The 20,594-nt window shown below is 41.0% G+C and carries 16 protein-coding genes and 1 CRISPR repeat array; of the genes, 7 read left to right on the top strand and 9 right to left on the bottom strand.

Translation table 11 applies throughout. From position 1 onward, the window contains the following. Window positions 1-23 precede the first annotated feature (23 nt). Genes cas4 through cas2 form a run of 3 tightly spaced genes read left to right on the top strand, consistent with a single transcriptional unit; the run spans window position 24 to window position 1,879 of the window. Window positions 24-590 (top strand): type V CRISPR-associated protein Cas4, encoded by a 567-nt coding sequence (gene cas4 / locus LU276_RS03365; protein ID WP_284674248.1) that lies wholly within the window; start codon window positions 24-26, stop codon window positions 588-590. A gap of 15 nt (window positions 591-605) precedes the next feature. After that, entirely contained in the window at window positions 606-1,610 is a 1,005-nt protein-coding gene (gene cas1, locus LU276_RS03360) for a type V CRISPR-associated endonuclease Cas1 (RefSeq protein WP_284674247.1), read from the top strand. After that, the gene (gene cas2 / locus LU276_RS03355) at window positions 1,610-1,879 is read left to right on the top strand and encodes a CRISPR-associated endonuclease Cas2 (protein ID WP_284674246.1); all 270 of its coding nucleotides are present in this window, start codon (window positions 1,610-1,612) and stop codon (window positions 1,877-1,879) included. Before cas1 ends, cas2 begins: the two co-directional genes overlap by 1 nt. Before the next feature lie 129 nt (window positions 1,880-2,008). Beyond that, a CRISPR array of direct repeats spans window positions 2,009-3,881; the repeat unit is 36 nt; unit sequence GTCTAACGACCTTCCTTAATTTCTACTATTGTAGAT. A gap of 92 nt (window positions 3,882-3,973) precedes the next feature. Here cas2 and LU276_RS03350 read toward each other — a convergent pair. Continuing rightward, the gene (locus LU276_RS03350) at window positions 3,974-5,605 is read right to left on the bottom strand and encodes a BCCT family transporter (protein WP_284674568.1); all 1,632 of its coding nucleotides are present in this window, start codon (window positions 5,603-5,605) and stop codon (window positions 3,974-3,976) included. A 649-nt stretch (window positions 5,606-6,254) separates the two neighbouring features. On the opposite strand from LU276_RS03350, the gene ilvD reads away from it, so the two are divergent. Further along, on the top strand, window positions 6,255-8,153 hold the full coding sequence (ilvD, locus tag LU276_RS03345; protein WP_284674245.1) for a dihydroxy-acid dehydratase: 1,899 nt from the start codon (window positions 6,255-6,257) through the stop codon (window positions 8,151-8,153). 278 nt (window positions 8,154-8,431) lie between these two features. On the opposite strand, the gene hpt is transcribed toward ilvD, so the two are convergent. The 4 genes from hpt to LU276_RS03325 form a co-directional block, all read right to left on the bottom strand. Then, a complete protein-coding gene (gene hpt, locus LU276_RS03340; protein ID WP_284674244.1) occupies window positions 8,432-8,968 on the bottom strand; it encodes a hypoxanthine phosphoribosyltransferase in 537 nt (178 codons plus the stop codon). A 63-nt stretch (window positions 8,969-9,031) separates the two neighbouring features. Continuing rightward, a complete protein-coding gene (locus tag LU276_RS03335) occupies window positions 9,032-10,291 on the bottom strand; it encodes a serine hydrolase domain-containing protein (RefSeq protein ID WP_284674243.1) in 1,260 nt (419 codons plus the stop codon). A gap of 158 nt (window positions 10,292-10,449) precedes the next feature. Then, on the bottom strand, window positions 10,450-11,328 hold the full coding sequence (locus LU276_RS03330; protein WP_284674242.1) for a MaoC/PaaZ C-terminal domain-containing protein: 879 nt from the start codon (window positions 11,326-11,328) through the stop codon (window positions 10,450-10,452). Between the two features lie 133 nt (window positions 11,329-11,461). Next, on the bottom strand, window positions 11,462-12,823 hold the full coding sequence (locus LU276_RS03325; protein WP_284674241.1) for a 3-oxoacyl-ACP reductase: 1,362 nt from the start codon (window positions 12,821-12,823) through the stop codon (window positions 11,462-11,464). A 275-nt stretch (window positions 12,824-13,098) separates the two neighbouring features. On the opposite strand from LU276_RS03325, the gene LU276_RS03320 reads away from it, so the two are divergent. After that, complete coding sequence (locus LU276_RS03320) at window positions 13,099-14,382, top strand: acetyl-CoA C-acetyltransferase (protein ID WP_284674240.1); 1,284 nt, start codon at window positions 13,099-13,101, stop codon at window positions 14,380-14,382. Window positions 14,383-14,603: 221 nt separating this feature from the next. On the opposite strand, the gene LU276_RS03315 is transcribed toward LU276_RS03320, so the two are convergent. From LU276_RS03315 to tsaA, 3 genes are all read right to left on the bottom strand, one after another. Then, window positions 14,604-16,118, bottom strand: a complete 1,515-nt coding sequence (locus tag LU276_RS03315; RefSeq protein WP_284674239.1) for an acetyl-CoA hydrolase/transferase family protein — start codon at window positions 16,116-16,118, stop codon at window positions 14,604-14,606. Between the two features lie 151 nt (window positions 16,119-16,269). Further along, window positions 16,270-17,365, bottom strand: a protein-coding gene (prfB, locus tag LU276_RS03310; protein WP_284674238.1) for a peptide chain release factor 2 whose coding sequence is annotated in 2 segments (ribosomal slippage) — window positions 16,270-17,292 and window positions 17,294-17,365 — 1,095 coding nt in all. Because the reading frame shifts where the segments join, the coding sequence is not laid out codon by codon here. Window positions 17,366-17,460: 95 nt separating this feature from the next. Continuing rightward, on the bottom strand, window positions 17,461-18,183 hold the full coding sequence (gene tsaA / locus LU276_RS03305; protein WP_284674567.1) for a tRNA (N6-threonylcarbamoyladenosine(37)-N6)-methyltransferase TrmO: 723 nt from the start codon (window positions 18,181-18,183) through the stop codon (window positions 17,461-17,463). A gap of 172 nt (window positions 18,184-18,355) precedes the next feature. Between tsaA and LU276_RS03300 the strand changes: the two genes are divergently transcribed. Then, window positions 18,356-19,129: a ferredoxin--NADP reductase gene (locus LU276_RS03300; RefSeq protein WP_284674237.1), complete on the top strand. Its 774-nt coding sequence runs from the start codon at window positions 18,356-18,358 to the stop codon at window positions 19,127-19,129. A gap of 147 nt (window positions 19,130-19,276) precedes the next feature. On the opposite strand, the gene LU276_RS03295 is transcribed toward LU276_RS03300, so the two are convergent. After that, window positions 19,277-19,699 carry an HIT family protein gene (locus tag LU276_RS03295; protein ID WP_284674566.1) on the bottom strand — a complete coding sequence of 141 codons (423 nt, stop codon included), beginning with the start codon at window positions 19,697-19,699 and terminating at the stop codon, window positions 19,277-19,279. A 159-nt stretch (window positions 19,700-19,858) separates the two neighbouring features. Between LU276_RS03295 and LU276_RS03290 the strand changes: the two genes are divergently transcribed. Next, a complete protein-coding gene (locus tag LU276_RS03290) occupies window positions 19,859-20,518 on the top strand; it encodes a hypothetical protein (RefSeq protein WP_284674236.1) in 660 nt (219 codons plus the stop codon). Window positions 20,519-20,594 lie beyond the last annotated feature (76 nt).

Here is a 20,594-nt window from a genome sequence, read left to right as displayed (position 1 = left end):
TTTATGGATAATTAAATGATATTATGGAACATAATGTATTAAATATCAGTCAGTTAAACGACTTTGTTTTTTGTCCTTATTCTATTTATCTGCACAATGTTTATCAAGGATTAGATGAAGAGCAGTATCATGATACACCGCAAGTCGCTGGCAAACAAGCCCATGAAACGGTGGATAACGGCAGTTATAGCACCAAAAAAGATATTTTAACAGGCATATTTGTGTATTCAGAAGAGTATGGTTTAATGGGGAAAATTGACCAATATTTTACCCAAAGTAAAAAACTCATTGAACGCAAGAAAAAGATTAAAACCATTTATGATGGTTATAAATTACAACTTTATGCACAATATTTTTGCTTGATAGAAATGGGATTTAAGGTGGATTATTTAGGATTTTATTCTAAAGATGACAATAAGCATTATCCACTTGCTCTACCTAATGATGAGACAACACAATGGTTCAAAGCATATTTAAACAAGATTCGTCATTATGAACCCAGTATCATTTTGAGTAATATCAATCCAAACAAATGCCAATATTGTATTTATGCTGCTTTATGCGACCAAACTTCGTTATCATTAAAATGACTTCAGGGATGACAGATGCTCAATCAAGCTGATCTAAAATATCGACAAGTAATTTTATTAACCAATACCGAACTAAAACATCTGGTTATTTCACAAGGCAATATCGTCATTAAAGATGACAATGGTGAAGTGTTAACACGATTATCTAAAAATAAAGTGCTCGCAATCGTCAGCATTGGTCATCTAACCTTAACAAGTGTTACGATTGATTACTGCCAAAAATACAACATAGCCCTCATTTTATTAAACGAACGCTTGCGACCGATGATGTTTATCAGTCATGCAGCAGAAGCGAATTTCTTATTACGCCAAAAGCAATATTTCATGACTGCCAAATTAAAACAAACGCTTGCCAATCAGCTTGTATTTAGCAAGATTCATGGACACATTGTTTTATTAAAGAATCTGCGTCAAAAAAGCGATGAACTAAAAACGGCAATCAACGAACTCAAACAGTATCAAGAACGCTGCTTAACCGCTGACCGATTGGATTTTTTAATGGGTATTGAGGGTAATTCAGCAAAGTTGTTTTTTAAATATCATTTTATGCAAGCAAAACATTTTAAGTGGCAAGGCAGAAAACCTAGATTAAAACTAGATCCTGTTAATGTGGTTTTGGATATGGGTTATACGCTACTTTTTAATTATATTGAATGTAATTTAAGATTGTTTGGTTTTGATGTTTATCAAGGGGTATTGCACCAATTATGGTTTAAAAGAAAATCACTGGTATGTGATTTTGTAGAGCCATTTCGCTGTATTATTGATAGGCAAGTTTTAATATCTTCTAATTTGGGTCAATTTAAGGCAGAACATTTTGGCCAAAATAAACTGCAATACCATTTAAAAACCCAGCACAGCCGAGAATATCATGCCATATTAATGAATGCAATCATCACTCATAAACAGGCAATTTTTATTTATATTCGTGATTATTATCGCTTGTTTATGAAAATCAATGACGAAAAGCAAGATTATGATTTTCCAAGTTTTGATTTATTTGAAGATAAGGAGATTTGATGATTATTGTCAGTTATGATATCAGTAACAATAAGGTGCGAACGAAATTTGCTAAGTTTTTGATGGAATATGGCGACCGTTTGCAATATTCAGTGTACGAAATCCAAAATAGCGAGCGTATTTTAAATATTGTTACCCAAAGAATCAAACACGAGTTTGAACCCTTGTTTTGTGGAGCAGACAGTGTTATAATATTTAGGTTTACAGAACGAGAAGTGTTGCGTTATGGCAATGCTGTTCATCGCACACAGGATTTATTAGTACTGTAATGTTATTTAAAAACTTACAAACCTTAGTCTTCCTGCTGTAAATTTTGAGTTTTTGGGGTAAAAATGAGTGAAATTTGTTTAAATTTTAATCAAAATCCGCTAAAAATTAGTAAAAATACCCCAAAACGGGTCTAACGACCTTCCTTAATTTCTACTATTGTAGATTTAAGTAAAGTAGATTTTTTCATTGGGTTGTCTAACGACCTTCCTTAATTTCTACTATTGTAGATCGTAAGATTTCATTTTTGACCTCTTTTGGTCTAACGACCTTCCTTAATTTCTACTATTGTAGATCGCGATTCCACGCTCAAAATCCCCTTTGTCTAACGACCTTCCTTAATTTCTACTATTGTAGATAGGTTCCACATTTTTAGCCTCCTTGGGGTCTAACGACCTTCCTTAATTTCTACTATTGTAGATTGGAATTTACACCACCCCCTTTTGGACGTCTAACGACCTTCCTTAATTTCTACTATTGTAGATACAAGTAGCTAGTTTATCTAGCCGTTAGTCTAACGACCTTCCTTAATTTCTACTATTGTAGATGAATTGGAACGGAATTTTACAACCTATGTCTAACGACCTTCCTTAATTTCTACTATTGTAGATTGTAACCCTTGCTACATAAGGCTTGCGGTCTAACGACCTTCCTTAATTTCTACTATTGTAGATTTTTATAGACCCCACGCAAGCCTTATGTCTAACGACCTTCCTTAATTTCTACTATTGTAGATCAAGACGCTTTATTCGCAATCAAGCGAAGTCTAACGACCTTCCTTAATTTCTACTATTGTAGATCGCGATTCCACGATTGGAATCTGTTTTGTCTAACGACCTTCCTTAATTTCTACTATTGTAGATATTTTAGCCCCCCCATTATAAAGAAATGTCTAACGACCTTCCTTAATTTCTACTATTGTAGATCTTTTGATATGCTTGCGCCCATTAGCATGACGTCTAACGACCTTCCTTAATTTCTACTATTGTAGATCTGAGATGAGTGTAGACAAATACCCTAGTCTAACGACCTTCCTTAATTTCTACTATTGTAGATCTCTGTCGCTTGCTTATATAGAAGTGTCTAACGACCTTCCTTAATTTCTACTATTGTAGATCATGATTCCATTCCGTTTTTGGCTTTTGTCTAACGACCTTCCTTAATTTCTACTATTGTAGATAACTTGTTGCGTATCATGACATTATAGGTCTAACGACCTTCCTTAATTTCTACTATTGTAGATCTTATGCCATCTATTTTGTTAATGGTTGTCTAACGACCTTCCTTAATTTCTACTATTGTAGATCTTGAGCGACGCAAGAGAGCGGTCTCAGTCTAACGACCTTCCTTAATTTCTACTATTGTAGATACTGAGCAGTTTTTATAGCAGTATCCACAGGTCTAACGACCTTCCTTAATTTCTACTATTGTAGATTTGTTTGTGCCTTCAGCATTAGTTGGTCTAACGACCTTCCTTAATTTCTACTATTGTAGATCCAATGTCAAGTCCCAGCAGACAAAAGGTCTAACGACCTTCCTTAATTTCTACTATTGTAGATAAGGCCTCCATGTTCGGCGAATGCGACGTCTAACGACCTTCCTTAATTTCTACTATTGTAGATCCGTTTTGCCATTTTGCGGTTTTTGATGTCTAACGACCTTCCTTAATTTCTACTATTGTAGATATATCTAGGGTGATGTGGTAGTCAATGGTCTAACGACCTTCCTTAATTTCTACTATTGTAGATCACGATTCCTCACTCGGAATGGCGTTTTGTCTAACGACCTTCCTTAATTTCTACTATTGTAGATAGTTGCTCTGCTTGCATTTTAGCAATTCGTCTAACGACCTTCCTTAATTTCTACTATTGTAGATGCACCAAGTGCATCTCTAGCCAGCCTTGTCTAACGACCTTCCTTAATTTCTACTATTGTAGATATAATCTTGCGTTAATTAAGTTTTGCATTGTCTAACGACCTTCCTTAATTTCTATCAACATATACAAATATAGCCAAACAACTGTTTAATTTTTTAGGATCGCAACTAAAAAATAAAATAAAAAATCGGACAAATAGGTCCGATTTTTTTATTGCTATTAGTCTGCTTTTTCTGTGGTTGGAGGCGGTCCTGGTAACAGATGCTCATCCACCATCTCGTTAGCACTATTATGCTCGGCAGACTCTTCGGTAATATACCATTGGTTATTACGGTATAAGGTCAAACGATCTCGCCCAAGTCCACGAATCAGACAGTACATCATCACAAAGATAACAAGAGCAAAGGGCAGTCCTGCCACAATCGCTGCTGCTTGCAACGCCGAAAGCCCTCCTGCTGCTAGCAAGATTGCCGCAATGATGCCTTCTGATGTTACCCAAAACAGTCTTTGGATTTTTGGTGGATTGGTGTTACCACCTGCAGTTAGCATATCCACCACAAGACTGGCACTGTCTGCACTGGTTACAAACCACAGCACAATCATCACCAGTGTTACTACCACCAAGCCTTGCGTAAATGGGTAATATTCAATAAATTTAAAAATCGCACTACCTGAATCAGCAAGCACTGCCGCTGATAAACCAAAATCTCCAGACAACTCCATATTGATCGCCACGCCACCAAAGGCCGTAAACCACAAAAACAACAAGAGCATCGGCACAAATAGCACACCAAAAATAAACTCACGAATGGTACGACCACGAGAAATACGAGCGATAAAAATACCCACAAATGGCGACCAACTTACCCACCATGCCCAATAAAAGATTGTCCAAGCACCCTGCCAATCGCTATCCATATAGGCTTCATTCCAAAGCCCTAGCGTGATGATATTGCCTGCATAGTTACCTATATTCTCCACAAAGCTATCTAAAATAAACTGAGTTGGACCTGCTATGATCATAAAGGCAAGCATGATGAGCGTACCAATAATGGTGATATCACTTAGGCGTTTCACCCCCTTATCAAGTCCTGCCATCACAGAAAATGCCGCACAAGCGGTAATGCCTGCTACTAGGGCGATTTTAAATACAAGACTTGGTTCAATACCAAACATCTGCCCAAGTCCTGTTTCAAGTTGCATCACACCAAGACCGAGCGAGGTTACCACACCAAACATCGTACCAAACACCGCCAAAATATCGACCGCATGCCCCCATTTGCCATAAATATTCTTACCAATCAATGGAAATAGCACCGAACGAATTGACAGCGGTAAGCCGCGCCGATAGTGAAAATAAGCAAGACTCAACGCCACCACTGAGTACACCGCCCAAGCGTGCAAACCCCAATGCAAAAACGACAACTGCATCGCCTGCTTAGCACTCTCTACACTACTAGAGTCGGCAATAGGTGGCTTCACAAAGTGATACAGAGGCTCAGCTGTACCCCAATAAAGTAGCCCAATACCAATACCGGCTGAAAACAGCATTCCAATCCATGAACCAAAGCTATATTCAGGTGTTTCTGTTTGAGCCCCAAGGCGAATATCGCCATAGCGACTTAATGATATATACACACAAAACACTAAGGCTGCATTCATTAAGATAATGAACATAAAGCCAAAATGTCGAGTGATGAGCGTTTGTGCCTTGCCAAAAATTTGACCCGCCAACTCACTAAACATCGCCCCAAAAATAATAAAACCAACAATCAGTAATGCTGATATTAAAAATACAGGCACATTTACCTGCGGAAAAATACCCAGTCGCTTTATCTCAACTTGAGGCATAGCACTGGACTTAGGTTGTTCTGGTGTCGTCATACCTATCCTTATCAATTAAAAATATATCTAAATTACTTCAATCAAAACAGTTAATTAATACAAACAAGTTCAATCATCATGTTTGTATTAATTAGCCTTGCTTACAAATTTAACAGATTTAGCAATAATTTGCAAATTGCAGACAAGACAGCCACCCAGTTTTCTCAAGAAAAATGCCAAAAATACCACCAGATTTTATCTAACAACTTTATGTCAAGGCTTAAAAAATAGGCAACGCCAAAGCATTTTTATCCGCCTTGGTAAATAAGCAAATCCGTCCACGCGTCCATCTATCATCTTTTTTTATAAGATAATCTTTATAATCCATCAAGGAGTTAAACTTCGACCACTCTTATGTCATCTCACCAAGCCTAAGATACGCCTTGTGAGAGCTAGGGGTACAAAAAACAATTTTCTGCAAAAATTAACCAAAAAATATTAGCCAAAATTGTGCAACTTTGTTTATAATCATAATTTATTTTTATACTTTTTCATATAAAAGAAACACTCTTTTTGCTCTCACAAACCCTTAAAAAAATGTTACAATAAAGCAAATAAACTTAGCTAACTTGGCGTGCTTCTATAGACCAAGTCCAAGCCAACAAGGAAATAAACGATGCCAACCTACCGTTCAAAAACTTCTACATCTGGTCGCAATATGGCAGGGGCGAGAGCCTTATGGCGTGCCACAGGCATGACCGATGATGATTTTAATAAGCCAATCATTGCCATCGCCAACTCATTCACCCAGTTTGTACCAGGACATGTTCACCTAAAAGACTTAGGGCAACTGGTCGCCCGTGAAATAGAAAAGACAGGCGGTGTTGCTAAAGAATTTAACACCATTGCTGTTGATGATGGCATTGCAATGGGGCATGGTGGTATGCTCTACTCCCTGCCTAGCCGTGATTTGATTGCCGACAGTGTAGAATATATGGTTAATGCTCATTGTGCCGATGCTTTGGTGTGTATCTCCAACTGCGATAAAATCACCCCTGGTATGCTGATGGCAGCCTTGCGTCTGAACATACCTACCATCTTTGTTTCTGGCGGCCCGATGGAAGCTGGTAAAGTCTTGGCAAGTGAATTGGCAGATGGGCATACCACACATGAAACCATCACCGCCGATGACGGCAAAAAAGTGCGTAAACTTGACCTTGTGGACGCCATGATTGACGCTGCCGATGACTTAATTTCTGATGAAGATGTGATGAGCGTTGAACGGTCAGCCTGCCCTACTTGTGGCTCTTGTTCTGGTATGTTTACCGCCAATTCAATGAATTGCTTAACCGAAGCATTGGGGCTATCCTTGCCAGGTAATGGCTCACTACTTGCCACACACGCCAAAAGAAAAGAGCTGTTCTTGGAAGCTGGCAGAATGATAGTCAAGCTCGCTCAACGCCATTATGAACAAGGCGATAACAGCATTTTACCACGCTCTATCGCCACCAAAGATGCCTTTATGAATGCGATGAGTCTTGATATTGCTATGGGTGGTAGTACCAATACGATTTTGCACTTACTGGCAGCAGCACACGAAGCAGGCGTAAACTTTAAAATGGCAGATATTGACCATCTTAGCCGTCAAGTACCCTGCCTATCTAAAGTTGCTCCAGCCACACAAAAATACCACATGGAAGATGTGCATCGTGCAGGGGGTGTTATGGCGATTTTAGCCGAGCTTGACCGTGCAGGGTTGTTACGCACGAATGTGCCAACGGTGCATAGTGCCACGCTAAAAGACGCACTGAACAAATGGGATATCATGAACCCTGACAATGTAGATGCTCGGAATCTCTACATCGCCGCCCCCGCCGGCATTCGCACCACACAAGCATTTAGCCAAAACAAAGAATGGTCAAATCTTGATGTCAATCGTGAAAGTGGCTGTATCCGCAGTAAAGAATTTGCATACAGTCAAGATGGTGGTTTGGCGGTGCTATTTGGTAACATTGCTACTCGTGGCTGCGTGGTTAAGACAGCAGGCGTAGATGAAAGCATTTTAAAATTTACAGGGCGTGCAAGAGTATTTGAAAGCCAAGACAGTGCAGTAGAAGCGATTTTGGCAGATCAAATCGTCGCAGGCGATATTGTCATTATTCGCTACGAAGGGCCAAAGGGTGGACCTGGTATGCAAGAGATGCTATACCCAACTTCCTATCTAAAATCAAAAGGACTAGGCAAGGCGTGTGCCTTATTGACAGACGGCAGATTTAGCGGTGGCACATCGGGGTTATCCATCGGACATGCAAGCCCAGAAGCGGCAGAAGGTGGCAACATTGCCCTTGTAAAAGAATTTGACACCATCATTATTGATATTCCAAATCGGTCTATCCATCTTGATGTCTGCAATGATGAACTTGCCCGCCGTCGTGAACAAATGCTAGCAAAAGGTAAGCAAGCCTTCAAACCCGTTAATCGTCAGCGTAAAGTATCACAAGCCTTACGAGCCTACGCAGCACTTACCACCAGTGCTGACACAGGAGCGGTAAGAGATGTCAGTCAAGTGGAATAAATACCCAAAACTTGAGAGTAAAGGAGAGACGACAATCTCTCCTTTATTTTTTGCATTGCACATGGATTAAGTCATTGATGTGATAGTCTAAATAAGAAAAATTAACCATCAAAATACGGTCATTGATATCTTTTACCACTCAATCTTTTCCATAACTCATCAGCACAACACAAGCCATAAAAAAATAAACCCCATCATGATGACAGGGTATACTTTAGTAGTAGGTTGAATGATACCAATGATTTTTAATCAAATAAGGCACACAATCAATCTTTAGTTCAAAGACCAATCTCACCAATAAAAGGAATGTGGCGATATTTTTGATTATAATCTAAGCCATAGCCTACAATAAAACGATCCTCAACTTCAAAACCCAAAAACTTAACATCCATCTCAATTTCACGGCGTGATGGCTTACTAACCAAAGTGCACAGCTCAATGGAGTTTGGATTGCGAGTTTTTAGGATTTCTACCACTTTTGATAGAGTGCGTCCTGAATCAATGATGTCTTCCACAATCAACACATCCTTGCCTGCAATCTCGCTATCCAAATCTTTTAGGATTTTGACATCACCACTTGATACAGTGGTTTTATTGATATAGCTTGACACTGTCATAAAATCAAGTTCATGTGGTTTGTCAATCGCACGGCATAAGTCCGCCATAAAAATAACCGAACCACGCAGAAGTCCAATCAAAATTAACGCTTTATCGCTATTGGCGTAGTGAGCATTGATGGCAGCACCCAGTTCTTTGACTTTAACGGCAATTTCCTCTTGAGAAATCATCACATTGATGGCAGGTTCTGTATTCATAAGTAGTCTTTTTTTGAAAATTAAAGAGATTATTTTATTATATAATCCACGGATTATCAAGCCTTAACGAGATGCTAGATGAATTGCCATCTCAGATAAGGCGAATTGTCGTACATCATTGAGCATGGTTGTATCAAAATTATGAATGAATGCCATTGACAAGCGACGCTTAGGATCGCAAAATGCCACTGAGCCATTATAGCCCATATGCCCATATGCCTCGCTTACATCTTGTAGGCTAAACAAGCGGTGAAAGCCTGTTCGCCATCGCATATTAGCAGGCATGACAGCATCAAATCCATCAACTTGCACTCGCCTCATATCCGCCAAAACTTCAGAGTTAATCAAAGTCTTCCCCTGCCACACACCGTCATTAGCGTGCATTGCATATATTCTAGCAAGTGCTTGAGCGGTAGAGACGCCATTGGCGGCAGGGATAACAGCTTTTAATACATCGGTATGATGATACTCAATACCATCTCTACCGTTGGGCATCAAGGCATTCTTATAATTTGCCAGATTCATCTTGGAAGTGCCAAAATATAGCTTATTGATATTGGCAGTCGTCATATCATTTCCATTTAATGCCGTTCGCCAAATGGCAGCAGCAGGCATCTTGCTTAGACTTTGTAACACCATCGGCGTATCTGGTTTTAGCACAGGCTTTCTTTTGACACCTTGTAGACCATCAAAATAACGCACAGGCTTGGCGATTAAGTGTACCTTGTCATCAGGTACACCATAGTATAACTGCCCTTCTACACCAAGTGGCTTAGCCAAATATTCATCAAGCACTGCTTGTAGCTTCATGCCAAGCACCCTTTCAATGGTATGACCTATCACCCACCCAGACACCAAGGCACTGTATGCACTGGCATAGTTATGCAACTCTTGTCCTCGTGGTGTATCAATAGGCATATTTTCAATCAACCTGCCCATCGCCTGCCAATCCAACAAGTCATCAACCGACTGCGTCAAAGCCGTGATATTAAACAATCCTGATGTATGAGTTAATATCTGACGCAAAGTAATGCTCTGCTTGCCATTATTGGCAAAGTTCTGCCAATAATGGCTAATCAGTGTATCATAATTCAACAATCCTTTAGATACCAATACCGCCACTAATGTCGCCAACACCCCCTTCCCAATGGAGAAGTTCACTGACAAGACCGTATCTTGCCATGCCATCTGGGGCAAAGCATGACCCACAGAAGCATTTACTATCTCACGACCATCTTGATAAACCACAACCACACCACCTGCGGGCGACTCATCAAATTGCAGGGCTGACAACACCCCATTAAAAACCTGCCAATCTGCCATACATCACTCTTGTTATCTCAAATCTCAAAATCTGCATTAGTCAAACCACCCAAAATTAACAAGACAACTTGCTATGGGCATTTATCAAAAAACTGAACATCAATCCAGTTTTTTGATTGTTTTTATGCCATTTTATTCATGTCTACACATTAGACTTACTATAAAAAAGTAATGCGACCCAATAAATGCGGTTTGTCAGTCCCTGCAGCATACAAGGCAAAACTGCGACCATCTGTTTCTGTGCGAGCCACAAAGTCTATCTTAGATGGCAAAAAAATTGGGGTTTTAAATGACACATCAACACGATAAGCCTTAGGTAAGTCGTGAAACTGAGCAATGCTTGCTGCTTTTGACCACATACCATGTGCAATGGCACGGGGAAAGCCAAAGGCACGAGCAGATAAAGGGTGCAAATGAATCAAATTAAAGTCCCCAGACACAAAAGCGTATCTACGACCAATGTCTTCAGGAATGTTAATCAGCTCCGCCCAATGATTATCGTCCGGCTCAAGTCTAGGGGTTGGCGTCTCCACAGTCTTTGGACGAGCTCGCTCTTCGGCAGTTTTTTTCTGGCGTGAAAGGTAGGTTGATACCCCTTCCCACACCAGCTCATCTTGGATACTAACCGTGGTGATAAAATCAAACTGCTGACCCTTGTCATGTGCCTTTAAATTAGCAATACGCACCGATAATGACACCGTTTCACTATCATAAATAATGCGATGCTGTGTTACGCTGTTTTCTATGTGCACCAAGCCAAGCATGGCAAAGGGAAAATCTGGCTTTGCCATCATATTCATCTGCAAAGTCTGCGACAACACCGCAAAATAAGTTGGTGGTACACGACCGTCATTGATGAACCCACAGATTTTACGATACTCTCTTAAATTCTGCTCATCAATGGCCAGATGATCCACTTGATATATCGATTCAGGCAAAGTCTTTGCCTTATTATCGCCAATAGGAATCAAACTTTTGATAACATTGGCATAAGTGGTGTGCATTTTTGGCAATTCTTTAAAATGTTGTTCTGCCATAAGATACCTTCATGTACATAAAATGCAATCAACAATCGTTATATTGCAATATAATTGTTAGGATTTTTAAGTCGCCAAACCGTCATATTTTTAGACCGTTTGGCTGATAAATATCTCAAAACTCAACAAAACATTAAGCTCCAAGCACGCTTTGACCACAGACTCGTACAATATTACCATTTAAGCCTGATGCTTTAGGCGATAGTAGCCAAGCGATGGTTTCTGCCACATCCACAGGCTCTCCACCTTGACTCATAGAATTCATACGCCGTCCTGCCTCCCTGATAGCAAATGGAATAAGACTGGTCATCTTAGTTTCAATAAATCCTGGTGCAACCGCATTGATGGTCTTATTTGAACCGTCAAATGTCCGTGCTGTTGCCTCTACCAAACCGATGACACCAGCCTTACTCATGGCATAGTTGGTTTGACCCAAATTACCTGCAATACCTGAGATTGATGACACGCAGACGATGCGTGCAACATCACTCACCCCACCATTGGCAATCAAATACTCATTGATGGTATGAATGGCCTTTAGGTTAATGCTTAACACCAAATCCCATTTATCTTCACTCATATTTGCCAAAGTCTTATCACGAGTAACTCCAGCATTATGAACAATGCCATCTAGCACACCGCATTGTTCCAAAATCTCTTTAGCAGCATTCTCATTGGTAATATCAAGTGGCAAGGCTTGACCACCCAAATTTCCTGCCACTACCTGAAGCTCTGCTAGGCTTTGTGGCACATCTAAGCAGTATAACTTAGCACCATCTCTTGCTAAAACCTGTGCTACCGCCGCACCAATACCACGAGACGCACCTGTTACAAGGATTTTTTTGCCTGCCAACGGTTTTGCATCATCAAAATCACTCGTATCTACCTGACCGCCCACAGTCAAGGTGATGGGCTGACCTGATACATAAGCGGACTTGGCAGACAAGAAGAATCTTAATGCGTGCTCAAGATGAGCCTCTGCTCCCACTTGTGTATAAATGACATTGGCAGTAATGCCTTTTTTAAATTCCTTGGCAACTGATTTGGTAAAACCAAGCAAGGCTCTTTGAGCCAAAGCAAAACCCACATCGCTACCTGTACAACATGACGGACGAGCGATGATGACAATGCGCCCAGAAGATTTGATGTGTCTGGCGATGGCGTGAAAAAACTCATACACCTGCTTTAACTCATCGGTGTTTTTGATATTTGTCGCATCAAAAATCGCCACCTTAAAGCGAGCATTCTCATCACTTAGCTTGGTATGTAAGTCTTGTTGTGTGGTGATTTTGGCATCAAGTTTTACCAAAATATCCTGCAAAGCATCCGCCACCAAAGTATCATCGCCAACTGATACCGCCAAAGCAACTTCACCACGAATAACAGGTTGACCTGCTTCATAACGGTCCAGCTTAATCGGCAACGGCAAACCAAGATTTTTGGCAACTTTTCTTCCCAAAGATGACTGAACCAACTCACCATAACGGTCGCTCATAGCTTTACCCCTCCATTTCATGAATGAATTTATCAATAATAAATTACCCATTCTAACATAAAAAAACCATTATGCCACCCAAAAACCCCTAGATTTTTCATCAAGAAATCTTAAACATGCACCCGCCTCTCTGATCAAATTATTATTTTGCAAAATTTAATCTTATAAAAATTATTGTTACAAATTAAGTCAATCTTTCCATTTTTTATAAAATAATGCTAATCTAGCTTTATTTACTAAGCTAATTTCTTTAAACCGATTATTAAGGAGTTTTTATGACCATTAAAAAAGTTGCCATCTTAGGTGCAAACCGCATTCCTTTTGCCCGCTCAAACGGTGCCTATGCTGATGCCAGTAATATTGATATGCTCAGTGCCACCCTAGAAGGATTGGTTAGTCGCTTTAATCTGGCAGATAAAGAGATTGGCGAAGTTGTGGCTGGTACAGTCTTAAAGCACAGTCGAGATTTGAACCTAACTCGTGAAGCTGTATTAAACACCAGTCTGCCTGCCACCACACCCACCTATGACATCTCCCAAGCGTGTGGCACAGGGCTACAGGCTGCTTTTGCGGTTGCTAATAAAATCGCCCTTGGTATCATTGATAGTGGCATTGCAGGTGGCACAGACACCACCTCAGACGCACCGATTGCTCTAGGTGATGGTATTAGAAAGTCACTCTTACGCCTAAACACCGCCAAAGACACGAAAGCTCGCCTAGCAGCTCTAAGCACCATCAATCCAAAAAAATTGCTTGCATTCCCTGAAAATGGCGAACCACGAACTCGCCTATCCATGGGTGAGCATCAAGCAATCACCGCTCTAGAGTGGAACATCAGTCGCACCGAACAAGACAAATTGGCATTTGATAGCCATCAAAACCTGTCTCGTGCCTATAATGAAGGTTTTTTTGACGACCTAATCACCCCTTACAAAGGGCTGACTCAAGACAACAACCTGCGTGCTGACACCACACTTGATAAGCTCGCCAGTCTAAAGCCTGTCTTTGGTAAGAAAAATATCAACCCTACCATGACCGCTGCCAACTCCACACCACTGACTGACGGTGCATCATGCGTATTACTATCTAGCGATGACTGGGCAGCAGAACATGGTTATGAACCGCTTGCCTACATCACCCATCAGCGGACAGCGGCGGTAGATTTCATCGGCAAAGACGGTATTACCGAAGGGTTGTTGATGGTACCTGCCTATGCCGTACCCAAAATGTTACAGCGTGCAGGCTTGACCTTGCAAGACTTTGATTTTTATGAGATTCATGAGGCATTTGCTTCACAGGTACTGTCCACTTTGGCAGCATGGGAAGATGAAAAATTCTGCAAACATCGCTTAGGGCTTGACGCACCACTTGGCTCAATTGACCGTAGCAAGCTTAATGTGAACGGCTCAAGTCTTGCTGCCGGACACCCGTTTGCCGCCACAGGAGGTCGTATCTTGGCTACCGCTGCCAAACTTTTGGCACAAAAAGGCTCAGGGCGTGCGTTGATTTCAATCTGTGCTGCTGGCGGTCAAGGCGTAACTTGCATTCTAGAACGCTAAAAAATACACAATAAAGCAAGCAAAAAGCACCTGCCATCACATCGGTAGGTGCTTTTTTAACTATTACAACTTTAGACGGTTTAATCATGCCGGCCGGATTCATAAAGTTTATACAATGACTTCTAATCTTATTATTTATAGCGTATAGACTTTTACTGCGACATAAAAATACGGCAGTCATTAACCGCCGTATTTTTATGGATATCATCCAAGCTGTCTGATTACTTGATACGCATATCACCAGTTTCAATGAAGCGTTGGTGCCATGATAATGCTTCTAGTAGTAGGTGCGGTGTATGCAAGGCACCTGCTTTTTCAGCACGGTCATAATAATCACGCAACATATCACGATAATCAGGATGTGAACAGTTATCAATGATGAGTTTAGCACGCTGACGAGGAGACTTACCACGCAGATCCGCCATGCCTTGCTCTGTTACAATAAACATCACATCATGCTCGGTGTGGTCGTGGTGGCTAACCATTGGTACAATGGCAGAAATCGCCCCGCCCTTAGCAGTTGATGGACTGACATAGAACGAGAAGAAACCATTGCGAGTGAAGTCGCCAGAGCCACCGATACCGTTCATCATCTTAGTACCCATGATATGTGTTGAGTTCACATTACCATAAATATCCGCCTCGATCATTGAGTTCATGCCAATCACACCCAAGCGACGGATAATCTCTGGATTGTTGCTGATTTCCATCGGGCGTAAAATAATCTTGTCTTTTAAGAACTCAATGTTCTCATTAAAACGAGCCAACGCATCAGGGCTAAATGATAAGGCGGTAGCAGATGCTGATTTCATCTTTTTAGCAAGAATTAGATCAAGCATACCATCTTGTAGAACTTCAGTGTAGCCTACCAAATCGTCAAATGGTGCATTTAGCAGACCTGCCATCACCGCATTAGCGACATTCCCCACGCCTGATTGCAAAGGCAGTAAGCTCTTAGGCAAACGACCAGCCTTAACTTCATGATCAAGAAAATCAATAACTTGGGCGGCGATGGCTTTTGAAACATCATCAGGCTCAGCAAATTTAGAGTTACGATCGCCAGCATTCGTCAGCACGATACCCAAAATCTTATCGCTATCGCAATCTAGAGCAGGTGTACCGATACGATCAAATGCACCCACGATAGGGATTGGTTTGCGGTGCGGTGGTAGTCCGACTTCAGCATAAATATCGTGCATACCCTCCAAGCCTTCACTCAACGCCGCATTAATCTCAATGATGACTTTCTCAGCGTTCTTAACAGCTTCAACACCATGTCCAATACCCATGGCAGGAATAATCTTGCCATCTTCAGTAATGGCAGCTGCTTCAATGATGGCGATATCAAATTTACCATAAAAACCTTGACGCATCTGTTGTTCTACATGCGACAGATGCATGTCTTGATAAGCAGTTTTACCCGCATTGATATTGTTACGCAAAGTTGGGTCAGACTGGAAAGGTGAACGAAAATGCACAGCGTTCGCCTCTGCCAACACGCCATCACATTCTGGAGCAGTAGATGCACCTGTTACCATACCAATGCTAAATTTTTCTCCTTTGGCATGAGCATCTTTAGCTTTATTGGCAATCGCTGTTGGTAGTGCCTTTGGATAACCTGCACCTGTAAAACCAGTAATCGCAAGGTTCATGCCGTCCTTGACAAACTCGGCGGCTTGCTCAGCACTCATTACTTTTTCACGCAACGATGTATTGCGGATACGTTCAATAGACATATCTGTCTCCTTATGTTTTTTCAATTAACCTAAAACTTGGTGGATATGATTGTATCACAAAACCACCCAAAATAAACCCAAAAATATCAAAATTTATGACAGGCTTATTAAGTTTAATCAACTGCTTTTTCCTAGCAATAAAACAGTTTAATCACAACCCAGATTTTAAACTCGCTACGATGAATTTATCCAAATCGCCGTTTAGTACCGCCTGAGTATTGGAAGTCTCAACACCAGTACGCAAATCTTTAATGCGTGAATCATCAAGCACATAAGAGCGGATTTGACTTCCCCAGCCGATGTCAGATTTACTATCCTCTAAAGCCTGCTGTTTTTCCATGCGTTTTTGCATTTCTAATTCATACAATTTTGCACGCAGCATTTTCATCGCCGTGTCTTTGTTGGCGTGTTGAGAACGCTCATTTTGGCACGCCACGACCACGCCTGTTGGTTGGTGCGTGATACGCACAGCAGAATCTGTGGTATTAACATGCTGACCACCCGCCCCACTAGAACGATAAGTATCAATGCGTAAATCTGCAGGATTGATGTCAATCTCAACATTGTCATCAATCTCAGGCGAAACAAACACCGCTGAAAACGAAGTATGGCGACCATTATTGCTATCAAAAGGTGATTTACGCACCAAGCGATGTACGCCAATCTCTGTACGAAGCCAACCAAAAGCATAATCACCTTTGACTGCGATGGTCGCTGACTTGATTCCTGCCACACCACCTTCGGACACTTCCAACACCTCTGCTTTAAACCCATGCGATTCACACCAACGCAAATACATACGCAACAGCATCTCCGACCAGTCTTGAGCTTCTGTACCGCCAGAACCTGCCTGAATGTCTAGATAGCAGTTATTAGCGTCCATCTCACCACTAAACATTCGTTTAAATTCTAAATCCTCTACACTCTTTAATGCTTCATCCAACTCAGCTTGCACATCGGCGAGTAGACTTTCGTCATCTTCTTCAACAGCCAGCTCCAACATCGCTCGTGCGTCATCAAGTCGCACCGACAAACCATCAACCGTGCCAACGATGCCGTCTAGTACTGATTTTTCTTTGCTAATCTTTGTAGCCAGTTCAGGATTATTCCAGATATCAGGGTTTTCTAGCTCTAAATTAACCTCTTCTAGGCGTTCTTTTTTACCCTCAACGTCAAAGATACCCCCAAAGCTCTTTACCACGAGCTTCTAAGTCTTTGATTTGGTCTTGATATGGGGCGATTTCCATGATAATTACCTTACAAATTTAATGATGGCTTTAATAAAATAACCTAAAATTATAGCAAATTTTCTACCATTTGACTATTTTTTAAGCATGGATTTTCATGTGTCATGGCAAACTTGGCTGTTTTTAATACACTCAATCACCATAGCACCATCATCATTCATATAAAAGTTAATATCAACGCACCGATATTGCATGACCGATACAAGATTTGTTTCGTGCTGACGATAGGCGACTCGTGGGTCTTGGGCAATCAGCTTGGTAATAATGACTTGGTCATCTAAACGCAGTGCGTTACTTTGTAAAAAATACATAAAATCCGTTTCAGCTTGATTGCTCCACAATACAGACCGAACAGTCGGTTTGGAAAAACCCTTTGCTCCACTCACACTGTCAGCAAATGCTAAATAAGGCTTGATGTCCAATATCGGTGTACCATCTACCATATCCGCCCCAATGATATGTAAAATCACTTGATTATCAATCACTTCCAATCTATCAAACTGCACAACCGACAGCCCAATTGCTGATGGTCGGTACATACTGCGTGTGGCAAATACTCCAATTTTCTCATTACCGCCTAGCCGTGGTGGACGCACTTGCGGACGAAAATTTGCCTGCCCTTTATTATGGTGAAAGAGCCACAAAATCCACAAATGACTATATCGCTCGATACCAACAAAAGCGTCAGATATCGCATACGGAGCAACAAAATCAATATGGCTTTTAACAGCGACAAGGTTTGGTTGCCGAGGAACACCAAACTTTTGGGACAAGGGGGAGTGATGATAACCGATGATGGGTAGCGTATGTGAAGTAATGCGATTCATGGCGTATTTGGATGGTTTATGCTAAAATTAACAGTGCTTATGCCAAAAAGTTAATAACAGTTCATTTCAAATGTCGCTATCATAGCACAGATTTCTTATTCTGCTGATTTTGTGGTAAAATTTAGCAAAAAACAACACTTGTTATCATTTTGGGACTTTCACCATGTCAAAATTCATCAGCGAAACAGTTACTTATGTTCATCACTGGACAGACAGCCTATTTACCATCAAAACCACTCGTAGTGATAGCTTGCGTTTTAGAAGTGGCGAATTTGCCATGATTGGTCTAATGGTAGATGGCAAACCGCTTGTGCGTGCCTACTCTATCGCAAGCCCTGCTTGGGCTGAGGAGCTTGAATTTTACTCAATTAAAGTTCAAGATGGACCTCTAACCTCACGCTTACAACACATCCAAGTAGGCGATGAGTTACTCATCAGTAAAAAACCCACAGGCACACTCGTATTAGATGACCTTTTGCCTGGCAAGCACCTATACCTACTTGCCACAGGTACAGGACTGGCTCCATTTTTATCGCTCACTCGTGAACCTGAAGTGTACGAACGCTTTGAAAAAGTAATTCTAGTGCATGGCGTGCGTCATGAACAGGATTTGGCATACCGTGATTTTTTTGAAAATGAACTACCAAACGATGAAATCTTTGGCGAATGGGTGCGTGAAAAACTCATCTACTACCCAACCGTAACTCGTGATGAATTTAAAAACACAGGGCGTGTTACCGATCTCATCAAGTCAGGAAAGCTCTTTGCAGACATCGGACTACCCCCCATGAATAAAGACGATGACCGTGTGATGATTTGTGGTAGCATGGCGATGAATAGTGATACTTGTACCATTTTAGATGAATTTGGCTTGACCATCTCACCACGCATGGGCGTGCCTGCCGACTATGTGGTTGAGCGTGCATTTGTGGGTTAATCAGCCCCACTAATAACAAAACGCACCGTATTATCACTGTGCGTTTTTGATTTTTAAGTCCGTTCATCTGCTGTTATGATAGCGAAATGAACAAACAATTTTTACACCCTTATACCACAAAGAGTATCAAAGATAGCAAAGATAAAATTATGTAATGTGAGCACAAATCTTGGCTGCAAGCTGTGCCAATTCATCTTGATTTGCCATAGCACTTGCGTGATTACCCAGCTCATGAATGTGAGTAGGAATTAGGTGCATATGGTAATGAAATACGCTTTGTCCTGCTTTGGCGTGATTCAGCTGCATCTGAACGATGCCATCTACACCCAAGGCCTGACGCTGAGCATGAACTACCTTTTGAGCTGTTTTAAATACTGCACAGGCATACTCACACGGCAAATCGGTCAATTCCACCGCTTCACACTTAGGAATCACAAGCACATGACCCACCGCCTGTGGCATCACATCCATAAAAGCCAGCGTTTTGTCATCTTCATAGACCTTATGGCAGGGAATCTCACCACGCAAGATTTTGGCAAAAATATTGGTGTTGTCATAAGTCATCATCAGCTCCGTTTTTAAAGATAAATAACCAATGTATCTTTATTATCATTGTAGCATAAATCTCAATACGCACAATGAAAATTATTTTACAAAAACCGATCTGTTTTTAGCGAAAAACAAAATTTTATGGTATAGTAAATTTAATTTTTAATACAACTAGCCTTTATGACCGACAGCTGCTTTATCCTGCAAGAAATACTCACCGAACCTGAATTTATTTTTCGCACACATAATGTCAAGATTGATAAATTCATCATTGAAAAAGATCTACCCATGATGTTTTTGGCACATTATGACAGCCTAAGCGATGACATCAAAGCTGACAGACCTCTTGATTTGTCCATGCTTAAGATGATGAACGAAAAAGTTACAGCACAGACCGCCTGTCGTTGGCTAAGCTTACCTGATGACACCATTAAAGCTGCCACACACATCAAAATCAGTGGTACAACCGTCATTGTTTGCGATGATTTTCCCCTTGCTTTGCACCTACAATTTACCAATACTGCCAAAGATACGCAAGCAATCTACACCACAAACCCAACCCAAAGCATCAAAGATGAATCCACCAACTTTGTCCTAACAGGCAATGTCAATATTCTACACAAAAATACTGCCAAATCGCTCATTAGCCTTGATTTTGGCGATGAAGAATACACCATACCCACTCACGATGGCTATACTGGCCTGCCCAATGCCCACGCTTTGGCCACCACCCATACACTAAATACCCTAAAAGACCGCATACCACAGGCGTTGGCGTATCTACAAGAATCCATCTGTCAAAAAGTAATGGCTCATCATCAAATGCAACAAGAGTACTAAACGCCACATATAAGGCTGACTAATTTTAGCCAAAAAAAGACCTTGATTTAATAGTCAAGGTCTTTTTATATTGCAG

Source organism: Moraxella haemolytica (assembly GCF_030177935.1).
Classification (GTDB): Bacteria; Pseudomonadota; Gammaproteobacteria; order Pseudomonadales; family Moraxellaceae; genus Moraxella; species Moraxella haemolytica.
This window is presented reverse-complemented; position numbering and strand designations above follow the sequence as displayed.

What these genes read in the sequence shown, in the direction of transcription:
- cas4 (WP_284674248.1), top strand. Translation starts at nt 24, where the DNA reads ATGGAACATAATGTATTAAATATCAGTCAGTTAAACGACTTTGTTTTT.
- cas1 (WP_284674247.1), top strand. Translation starts at nt 606, where the DNA reads ATGCTCAATCAAGCTGATCTAAAATATCGACAAGTAATTTTATTAACC.
- cas2 (WP_284674246.1), top strand. Translation starts at nt 1,610, where the DNA reads ATGATTATTGTCAGTTATGATATCAGTAACAATAAGGTGCGAACGAAA.
- LU276_RS03350 (WP_284674568.1), bottom strand. Translation starts at nt 5,605, where the DNA reads ATGCCTCAAGTTGAGATAAAGCGACTGGGTATTTTTCCGCAGGTAAAT.
- ilvD (WP_284674245.1), top strand. Translation starts at nt 6,255, where the DNA reads ATGCCAACCTACCGTTCAAAAACTTCTACATCTGGTCGCAATATGGCA.
- hpt (WP_284674244.1), bottom strand. Translation starts at nt 8,968, where the DNA reads ATGAATACAGAACCTGCCATCAATGTGATGATTTCTCAAGAGGAAATT.
- LU276_RS03335 (WP_284674243.1), bottom strand. Translation starts at nt 10,291, where the DNA reads ATGGCAGATTGGCAGGTTTTTAATGGGGTGTTGTCAGCCCTGCAATTT.
- LU276_RS03330 (WP_284674242.1), bottom strand. Translation starts at nt 11,328, where the DNA reads ATGGCAGAACAACATTTTAAAGAATTGCCAAAAATGCACACCACTTAT.
- LU276_RS03325 (WP_284674241.1), bottom strand. Translation starts at nt 12,823, where the DNA reads ATGAGCGACCGTTATGGTGAGTTGGTTCAGTCATCTTTGGGAAGAAAA.
- LU276_RS03320 (WP_284674240.1), top strand. Translation starts at nt 13,099, where the DNA reads ATGACCATTAAAAAAGTTGCCATCTTAGGTGCAAACCGCATTCCTTTT.
- LU276_RS03315 (WP_284674239.1), bottom strand. Translation starts at nt 16,118, where the DNA reads ATGTCTATTGAACGTATCCGCAATACATCGTTGCGTGAAAAAGTAATG.
- LU276_RS03300 (WP_284674237.1), top strand. Translation starts at nt 18,356, where the DNA reads ATGTCAAAATTCATCAGCGAAACAGTTACTTATGTTCATCACTGGACA.
- LU276_RS03290 (WP_284674236.1), top strand. Translation starts at nt 19,859, where the DNA reads ATGACCGACAGCTGCTTTATCCTGCAAGAAATACTCACCGAACCTGAA.